Source organism: Nocardioides sp. P4_G4 (genome assembly GCF_056401085.1).
The window spans coordinates 1-8,013 of sequence record NZ_JBFUKA010000136.1; the positions used below are offsets into that span (position 1 = coordinate 1).

General features: G+C 70.4%; 7 protein-coding genes and 1 pseudogene. All 8 read right to left on the reverse strand.

The features are described 5' to 3' along the window. Positions 1-349 (reverse strand): annotated as a pseudogene (locus tag AC1DQF_RS20605) (NADH-quinone oxidoreductase subunit NuoN); the annotation flags it as partial. Next, a complete protein-coding gene (locus AC1DQF_RS20610; protein ID WP_477527098.1) occupies positions 346-1,920 on the reverse strand; it encodes an NADH-quinone oxidoreductase subunit M in 1,575 nt (524 codons plus the stop codon). The gene AC1DQF_RS20610 and the pseudogene AC1DQF_RS20605, both read right to left, overlap by 4 nt. Then, the gene (nuoL, locus tag AC1DQF_RS20615; RefSeq protein WP_477527102.1) at positions 1,917-3,827 is read right to left on the reverse strand and encodes an NADH-quinone oxidoreductase subunit L; all 1,911 of its coding nucleotides are present in this window, start codon (positions 3,825-3,827) and stop codon (positions 1,917-1,919) included. The genes AC1DQF_RS20610 and nuoL overlap by 4 nt, the downstream gene beginning before the upstream one ends. Positions 3,828-3,897: 70 nt before the next feature. Next, positions 3,898-4,194 (reverse strand): NADH-quinone oxidoreductase subunit NuoK, encoded by a 297-nt coding sequence (nuoK, locus tag AC1DQF_RS20620; protein WP_056925602.1) that lies wholly within the window; start codon positions 4,192-4,194, stop codon positions 3,898-3,900. Further along, a complete protein-coding gene (locus AC1DQF_RS20625; protein WP_477527099.1) occupies positions 4,191-5,096 on the reverse strand; it encodes an NADH-quinone oxidoreductase subunit J in 906 nt (301 codons plus the stop codon). The genes nuoK and AC1DQF_RS20625 overlap by 4 nt, the downstream gene beginning before the upstream one ends. After that, positions 5,096-5,743: an NADH-quinone oxidoreductase subunit NuoI gene (gene nuoI, locus AC1DQF_RS20630; protein WP_477527100.1), complete on the reverse strand. Its 648-nt coding sequence runs from the start codon at positions 5,741-5,743 to the stop codon at positions 5,096-5,098. The genes AC1DQF_RS20625 and nuoI overlap by 1 nt, the downstream gene beginning before the upstream one ends. Next, entirely contained in the window at positions 5,740-7,083 is a 1,344-nt protein-coding gene (gene nuoH, locus AC1DQF_RS20635) for an NADH-quinone oxidoreductase subunit NuoH (RefSeq protein WP_477527103.1), read from the reverse strand. Before nuoH ends, nuoI begins: the two co-directional genes overlap by 4 nt. An 89-nt stretch (positions 7,084-7,172) precedes the next feature. Beyond that, a partial coding sequence (locus tag AC1DQF_RS20640; protein WP_477527101.1) for a molybdopterin dinucleotide binding domain-containing protein occupies positions 7,173-8,013 on the reverse strand: 841 nt, incomplete at its 5' end.

Genomic DNA, 8,013 nt, shown 5'->3' on the forward strand with positions numbered 1-8,013 from the left:
AGACGCCTCCGTCGAGGTGCCGCTCCGCGAAGAGGAGCGTGCCGCCGAGGGCCAGGACCAGCACGAGGCCCCAGATGAACAGGGTCGGACCGTCGACCGCGATGGTGCCGCCGACGGCGAGGACGCCGCGGGCGGCGCCGTCGCCGTAGACCTCGGTGTCCCGGGCGATCAGGACGACGCCCACGAGCGCGGCCGCGAGGCCGGCGAGGGTGAGCACCACCTGGGCCCGGTAGCGGGCCGAGCGGGGCGCGAACGCCTCGACGAGCACGCCCAGGCAGGCGACGCCGAAGACGACGAGCAGCGGCCAGAGCTCGAAGTACTCGATCGTCGGCTTGATGAACTCGTTCACTCGTGGCCTCCCTGCGAGCTGGCCGCGCCGTCGGCTGTCTCATCGGCGGAGTCGACGCCTGCCTGGTCAGCAGCAGGAACGGTCGGGGGTTCGTCGCTGACGCCCACCTGGGTGAGCGTGTCGTCGACGTAGGGGTTGATCGCGTCGAGCAGCGGCATGGGGACGAAGCCGAAGAGCAGGAGGGCCAGCATGAGCGGCGCCAGGGTGCCGATCTCACGCCGGTCGAGGTCGCGGACCTCCACCTGCTCGGGGCCCGTCATGGTCCGCTGGTAGAGCCACAGGACGTAGATCGCGGCCAGCACGATCGCGGTGACCGCCACGGCACCTGCCCACCAGGCGTGCTGGAAGGCCGCGATGATCACGAGCATCTCGGAGACGAACGTGGACAGGCCCGGGAGCCCGCAGGCCGCCAGCCCGGAGATCAGGAAGATGCCCGCCATGACCGGGGCACCCTTCTCGATGCCGCCGCCCATGGCCCGGATCGAGGCCGTCCCGCGCCGCTGGATCATGTAGCCCGCCACCAGGAAGAGCGCGGCGGTCGCGATGCCGTGGTTGACCATGTAGAGGACCGCGCCCGAACCGCCCTGGGTGTTGAACACGAAGATGCCGAGCACGATGAAGCCGAAGTGGCTCAGCGACGTGAGACCGATCAGGCGCAGGATGTCGTCCTGCCCGATGGCCACCAGCGCGCCGTACACGATCGAGATCAGGGCGAGGACCACCACCACGGGGGTCGCCCACTGCGAGGCGTCGGGCAGCAGCCCGAGGCAGAAGCGCAGCATCCCGAAGGTGCCGATCTTGTCGAGCACGCACACCAGCAGCACCGAGGTGCCCGGGGTCGCGTGCTCGGTCGTGTCGGCCAGCCAGGTGTGCACCGGGAACAGCGGCGCCTTGATGGCGAAGGCGATGAAGAAGCCGAGGAACAGCCACCGCTGGGTGATCGGGTCGATGTCGAGGGCGGCGAGGTCGCTGATCAGGAAGCTGGGGTTCCCGGCGTCGGCGGACACGACGTACAGCCCGATCACCGACGCGAGCATCACCAGGCCGCCGGCGAGCTGGTAGATGAGGAACTTGGTCGCCGCGGCACCGCGTCCGGCACGGCCGAAGCCGCCGATGAGGAAGTAGGCCGGGATCAGGGTGGCCTCGAAGACGACGTAGAAGAGGAACACGTCGGTGGCGGTGAAGACGGCCAGTGCCATCGCCTCGAGCGCGAGCACCCAGGCCACGAAGGCGCGGCTGCCGCCGTTGCCGGCGTCGTCCGCCTCGTGCCAGGAAGCGACGAGGACGATCGGCACGAGCAGGGTGGTGAGCAGCACCATGACCAGTCCGAGGCCGTCGACGCCGAGCGCGTAGTGCACGCCGAGGGCCTCGATCCACGTGTGGGTCTCGGTCAGCTGCATGCCGCCGTCGAGGGTGTACGACGTCAGGGCGGCCACGGCCGCCCACACCAGTGCGGCGCCGGCGAAGCCGAGGCCGGCCAGGCGCGCGGTCGCGGCCGGGAGGAACGCCGTGACGAGCGCGCCCACGAGGGGCAGCGCGATCAGGATCGTGAGGACAGGAAGGCTGTTCATGCCAGGTTCACCGCCAGCAGGGCCAGGACGACGAGGAGGGCGCCGCCGAGCAGGGACAGGGCATAGGAGCGGACGAAGCCGTTCTGGACGCGACGCAGCACTCCGGAGATGCCGCCGACGGCCGCGGAACCGCCCTCGACGGCCCCGTCGACGCCGACGCGGTCGAAGGTCGTCAGGCCGTGCACGAGGTCGAGACCCGGCCGGACCACCACCGCGTCGTTGATCGCGTCGCCGTACAGGTCGGCGCGGGCGGCGCGGGTCGCGAAGGAGACGTCCTGCGGGGCCTCGCGGGGCACGGCCTGCCGGCCCACGAGGAACCACGCGGCACCGACGCCCACCGCGACCACCACGACCGCGAGGATCGTGATGGCGATCGGCGCCAGCGGCGGCTCGTGGTGCTCGGCCACGCCGGTCACCGGGGCGAGGAAGTCGACCACGAAGTCACCGAGGAGCAGCACGCCACCGAGGACCGAGAGCGCAGCGAGCACGATCAGCGGCACGGTCATCAGCTTCGGCGACTCGTGCGGGTGGACGCCCTCGGACCAACGCTTCTCGCCGAAGAACGTCATCAGCATCAGCCGGGTCATGTAGAAGCCGGTGATGCCGGCGCCGAGGAGGGCGCAGAGGCCGACGACGAGGTTCTCGGCGAGGGCGGTCTCGATGATCTTGTCCTTGGACCAGAAGCCGGAGAACCCGGGGAAGCCGATGATCGCGAGGTAGCCCATCGCAAAGGTCAGGAAGGTGATCGGCATGTACTTCGACAGCCCGCCGTAGTGGCGCATGTCCACGTCGTCGTCCATCCCGTGCATGACCGAGCCGGCGCCGAGGAACATGTTGGCCTTGAAGAAGCCGTGGGTCAGCAGGTGGAAGATCGCGAACGGGTAGCCCGCGACGCCCAGCCCGGCGGCCAGCATCATGTAGCCGATCTGGCTCATCGTGGAGCCCGCGAGCGCCTTCTTGATGTCGTCCTTGGCGCAGCCGAGGATCGCGCCCCACAGCAGCGTGACGGTGGCGACGATGACCACCACGGTCTGCGCGACGGGCGCGAGCTCGTAGATGAAGTTGGAGCGGACCACGAGGTAGACACCGGCGGTGACCATGGTCGCCGCGTGGATGAGGGCCGAGACCGGGGTCGGGCCCTCCATCGCGTCGAGCAGCCACGCCTGGAGCGGGACCTGGGCCGACTTGCCGCAGGCACCGAGCAGGAGGAGCAGGCCGAGCGCGTTGAGCGTGCCCTGGCTCGCGTCGCCCGACACGGCGCTGATCGCGGCGAAGTCGGTGGTGCCGAAGGTGGCGAACAGGAGGGCGATGGCCAGCGACAGGCCGATGTCACCGACCCGGTTGATGACGAAGGCCTTCTTGGCCGCCGCGGCCGCGGAGCGCTTGTGCTGCCAGAAGCCGATGAGGAGGTACGACGCGAGGCCGACGCCCTCCCAGCCGAGGAAGAGGCCCAGGTAGTTGGCCGAGAGGACCAGCACCAGCATCGCGGCGACGAAGAGGTTGAGGTAGCCGAAGAAGCGGCGCCGGCGGGGGTCGTGCTCCATGTAGGCGATCGAGTAGACGTGGATGAGCGACCCGACACCGGTGATCAGCAGCAGGAAGAGCGCCGACAGCGGGTCGTAGAGCAGGTCCATGCCCACGTCGAGGCCGCCGACCTGGAACCACGTGTAGAGGTGCTGGCCGACCTGGCGCTCCTCCTCCGACCTGCCGAGGAGGGAGACGAACAGGGCCACGCTCAGCGCGAAGGAGCCGGCCACGGTGGCGGTGCCGAGCCAGTGGCCGACCCGGTCCAGGGCGCCACGAGCCATGGCGCCACCGAGCAGCAGCACCAGGGCGCCGGCGAGCGGCAGGGCGATGACCAGCCACAGCAGCGAGAACACCCCGTCGGCGGCACCGGGGTGCACCACCGGGACGGACCCGCCCTCGGAGGCGAGCACGATGGCTCCCGCGTTCACAGTCAGGTTCACAGTCAGGTCCTCAGTACTTCAGCAGGCTGGCGTCGTCGACCGAGGCCGAGCGTCGCGTGCGGAAGATGGTCATGATGATCGCCAGGCCGATGACGACCTCGGCGGCAGCCACCACCATCACGAAGAAGGCGGCGATCTGTCCGTCGAGGTTGCCGTGCTGCTTGGCGAAGGCCACCAGGGCGAGGTTGCAGGCGTTGAGCATCAGCTCCACGCACATGAAGACCACGATGGCGTTGCGCCGGGTCAGGACTCCGACGCAGCCGATGGTGAACAGGATCGCGGAGAGCACGACGTACTCGTTGGTCATGCGGGGTCCCCTGGGCGTTGTTCGGCGGAGGAGCGGAGCGGAGAAGCGGAGGAACGTCCTGGGGTGCTACGCACGTCCTCCTCGGTCGTGGCCGGGGCGCCGTCCTTGCCGGACTGCTCCGGCATGGTCGTCGGGTCGGCGGCCGCGTCGGCGCGCCCACCGCCGAGCTGGCGGCGTACCTCGTCGATGTCGTCGGCGAAGGCCGGCGCGGAGCGCACGGTGCCCCGTGCCGCCAGGACGCGGGAGATCGAGGCCTCCGACGCGGTGCCGTCGGGCAGCAGCGCCGGGGTGTCGACCGCGTTGTGGCGGGCGTAGACGCCCGGCGAGGGCAGCGGGCCGAGGTGCTTGCCCGACTCGGCGTAGTCGCGCATCCGCTGCGCGGCCAGCGACGCCTGCGTCGGCTTGGGCGTGAGTCGCTCGCGGTGGGCGAGGACCATGGCGCCGATGGCCGCGGTGATGAGGAGCGCGCTGGTCGCCTCGAAGGCGAAGACGTAGCGGCTGAACAAGATGTTCGCCAGCTGCTCGATGTTGCCGCCCGCGTTGGCCTCGTCCATGCCGACGGCGGTGCCGAGCGAGACCTGCGAGAAGGCCGTGACCAGGACGAGGCCCAGGACCAGGCCCAGCACGGTGGCCATCGCGCGCTGGCCGCGGATCGTCTCCACGACCGAGTCGGAGGCGTCGACGCCGACCAGCATCAGCACGAAGAGGAACAGCATCAAGATGGCGCCGGTGTAGACGATGATTTGCACGGCGAAGAGGAAGGGCGCGTCCAGGACGGCGTACAGCACGGCGAGGCTGATCATCACGACGGCCAGCAGCATCGCGGCGTGCACCGCCTTGCGGACGAACAGGATGCCGAGGGCGGCGACCACCATGATCGGGGCCAGGATCCAGAAGGCCATCAGTGGCTCCCCTCCCCTGCGGTCCGGTCGGTCACGAGGTCCTCGGGCGAGGCGACGCTGTCGCCACCGTCGACCGGCAGCGTGGCGCCGGAGGCGACGCTCTCGCGTCCATCGACATTGAACGTGCCGCGGTAGTAGTCGGTCTCGTCGGCGCCGAGGCGCATCGGGTGCGGGGGCTGCTCCATGCCGGGCAGGAGCGGGGCCAGCAGGTCGGACTTCTCGTAGATGAGGTCGGCGCGGTTGTTGTCGGCCAGCTCGTACTCGTTGGTCATCGTGAGCGCGCGCGTCGGGCAGGCCTCGATGCACAGCCCGCACAGGATGCAGCGCAGGTAGTTGATCTGGTAGACGCGGCCGTAGCGCTCGCCGGGGCTGAACCGCTCCCCGTCGGGGCCGTCGGTGTTGGAGCCACCCTCGACGTAGATCGCGTCGGCCGGGCAGGCCCAGGCGCACAGCTCGCAGCCGATGCACTTCTCGAGGCCGTCGGGCCAGCGGTTGAGCTGGTGGCGACCGTGGAAGCGGGGCGCCGTCGGCAGCTTCTCGAAGGGGTACTGCTCGGTGACGACCTTCTTGAACATCGTCCGGAACGTGACGCCGAAGCCGGCGACCGGGTCCCAGAACTGCTCCTTGAAGCCCTTGGACTCACTCATGACTTCTCCTTGTGCGACGCGGACCCGGAGGCGGTCGCGCCGTCGACGACGGTCGTGCTCGTGGTGCCCGGCACCGTCGTACGACGGTCGGCGAAGGTCAACGGGGCGGCGGCGCCGCGAACCGCACCACCGGCGGGCATGGGCGGGACCGGGAAGCCGCCGGCGAAGGCGTCGACCGGCTCGCGGTCCGGCTCGGCCTCGCCCTCGTCGTCCGCGGAGTCCCGGTCGCCGACGAAGAACAGCACCAGGAACAGGGCGAGCAGGACCCCGGCGGCGCCGAGGAGGTAGTCACGGTTGACACCCCCGTCGAGGGTCAGCACGCGGATGGTCGCGACGGCGATGATCCACACCAGCGAGATCGGGATGAGCCGCTTCCAGCCGAACGCCATGAACTGGTCGTAGCGCAGCCGGGGCAGCGAGCCGCGCAGCCAGATGAACATGAAGATGAAGAGCAGCATCTTGCCGAAGAACCACAGCAGCGGCCAGTAGCCGGAGTCGGCGCCCTCCCACAGCTGGATGATCGGCCACGGCGCGTGCCAGCCGCCCAGGAACAGCGTCGTCGCGAGCGCCGACACCGTCGCCATGTTGATGTACTCGGCGAGGAAGAACAGCGCGAACTTGAGGCTGGAGTACTCGGTGTGGAAGCCGCCGACCAGCTCGCCCTCGGCCTCGGGGAGGTCGAAGGGCGCGCGGTTGGTCTCGCCCACCATCGCGATCACGTAGATGACGAACGACGGCAGCRGGATCAGGGCGTACCAGGTGGGGATCGGGATGACGCCCAGCCAGTACTCGGGGTCGGGGTTCTGGGCCGCGACGATCTCCGAGGTCGACATCGAGCCGGCGTAGAGGAACACGGCCACCAGCGCGAGGCCCATCGCGACCTCGTAGGAGATCATCTGCGCGCTCGAGCGCAGGCCGCCGAGCAGGGAGTACGTCGAGCCGGAGGACCAGCCTCCGAGGACGATGCCGTAGATCCCGATCGAGGCGATGGCCATCACGAACAGCACCGCGACGGGCATGTCGGTGAGCTGGAGGGGCGTCGTGCGATCGGTGAACGGCAGCTCGACCACGGGTCCGAACGGGATCACCGAGAAGGTCACGAACGCCGGGATGACCGCGAGCACCGGGGCGATCAGGAAGACCGCCTTGTCGGCGGCCTTGGGGATCAGGTCCTCCTTGAGCGCGAGCTTGACGCCGTCGGCGAGCGACTGGAGCAGGCCGAAGGGACCGTTGACGTTGGGACCGATGCGGTGCTGCATGCGAGCGACGACGCGGCGCTCCCACCAGATGTTGAACAGCGTCAGCAGGACCAGGACCACGAAGATCAGCACGGCCTTCACGAGGACAAGCCACCACGGGTCCTGCCCGAAGGCCTCGAGCCCGTCGCCCTGCGGCGTCTGGGCCGCGAGGGTGAGTGCCTGGGGGATGATCACTGGCCGGCTCCCTTCAGGGTGACCGTGCTGCCGGGCGAGGCGAGGTCGGCGAGGAGCCCCCGACCGAGGCTGTGGGTCGGGAGCCAGACCACCCCGTCGACCATGTCCTCGACGACCTCCACCGGCACCGTGAGGGTGCCRCGGTCACCCGTGACGACCACCTCGTCGCCGGTGGTGCCGTCGAGCGAGGCGAGGGTGCCGGGGCTGACGCGTGCGACGGCCGGACGGCGGGTGAGGGCCAGGTTGGCGTCGCCGTCCTGCATCGATCCCGCGTCGAGGAGCTGCTTCCAGGTGGAGAGCGCCAGCGCGCCGGCCTCGGCGTGCGACGGGCGGGGCGCCTCGCCGAGCACCGGGTCGGGACGGGCACCGTCCCACGGGCCCACTGCCTCCATCTCGGAGCGCACCTCGGGCACGGTGCGGAAGCCGAGCGGGCTGCCCTGGCCGAGCGAGGCCAGCTCGTCGGCGATGCCGGAGAGCACACGCAGGTCGGGCAGCGAGCCGGGGTTGGTGAAGACCGCCTCGAAGGGACGCAGACGGCCCTCCCAGGTCACGAAGGTGCCGGCCTTGTCGGTGACCGGGGCGACCGGGAGCACCACGTCGGCGCGCCGGGTCACCTCGGTCTCGCGCAGCTCGAGGCTCACCACGAACGACGCGGCGTCCAGGGCGGCGAGGGTCGCGGCCGGGTCGGCGGTGTCGTCGGGGTCCACGCCGCCGACGACGACGCCCCCGAGGCTGCCGTCGGTGAGCGCGGCCAGGATGGCGTCGGCGTCGCGGCCGACGGCCTCCGGCAGGTGCGGGACGCCCCAGGCGGTGGCGGCGTCGACACGGGCCGAGGGG